The 559-nt window shown below is 39.4% G+C and carries 1 protein-coding gene; it reads left to right on the forward strand.

Annotation, left to right across the window (positions count from 1 at the left end; translation table 11 throughout):
- The first annotated feature begins 47 nt into the window (after nt 1-47).
- Nucleotides 48-392 (forward strand): IS66 family insertion sequence element accessory protein TnpB, encoded by a 345-nt coding sequence (gene tnpB / locus WKT20_RS18185; RefSeq protein WP_270531328.1) that lies wholly within the window; start codon nt 48-50, stop codon nt 390-392.
- Nucleotides 393-559: the final 167 nt, after the last annotated feature.

A 559-nucleotide genomic window follows, 5' to 3' on the forward strand; every position in this document is an offset into this window, starting at 1 on the left:
CACAGTTCTTGATTTGAGTCTGTTGCTTAATAAAATGATAGGATGATATGCTTGGACTTAGCGTTAACCTGAACTATTACCTGTTCAACGGTAATGTGGATTTGCGGAAAGGAATCTTCCGTCTGTGTGAGAGTATAAGGGAAGAGATGTCACTTGACCCGAGCGATGCATCCAATGTATATATGTTTATGTCCAGGAACCGAAAAGTTGTGAAAATACTTCATTATGAACGCGGTTTTTATGTGCTTTACGAGAAACGTCCTGTCATGGGAAAGTTCAAGAAACCTGTGTTTGATGAAGTTTCCAAATGCTACCGGATACAATGGTCGGACATGGCCTATCTTACTGAAAGTATAGTAGTTGACAAGATGTACGTCAGTCCGAAAGATTAATATTAATACATTGATTATCAATAAAATGGCACAAAATGAACGATAAAAAGTTTGCGTAACTGCCTGATTTTTCGTACCTTTATATCATGATTGATGAAAGAGCATACGAGTTACTTTGCTGCCAGCTGGGTCTGGCGAATGAGGAAAAGGCAGGGCTTCGCAAACAG

The organism is Phocaeicola sp. ICN-14070 (genome assembly GCF_037892625.1).
GTDB classification, from domain to species: Bacteria; Bacteroidota; Bacteroidia; order Bacteroidales; family Bacteroidaceae; genus Phocaeicola; species Phocaeicola plebeius.

What these genes read in the sequence shown, in the direction of transcription:
- tnpB (WP_270531328.1), top strand. Translation starts at nt 48, where the DNA reads ATGCTTGGACTTAGCGTTAACCTGAACTATTACCTGTTCAACGGTAAT.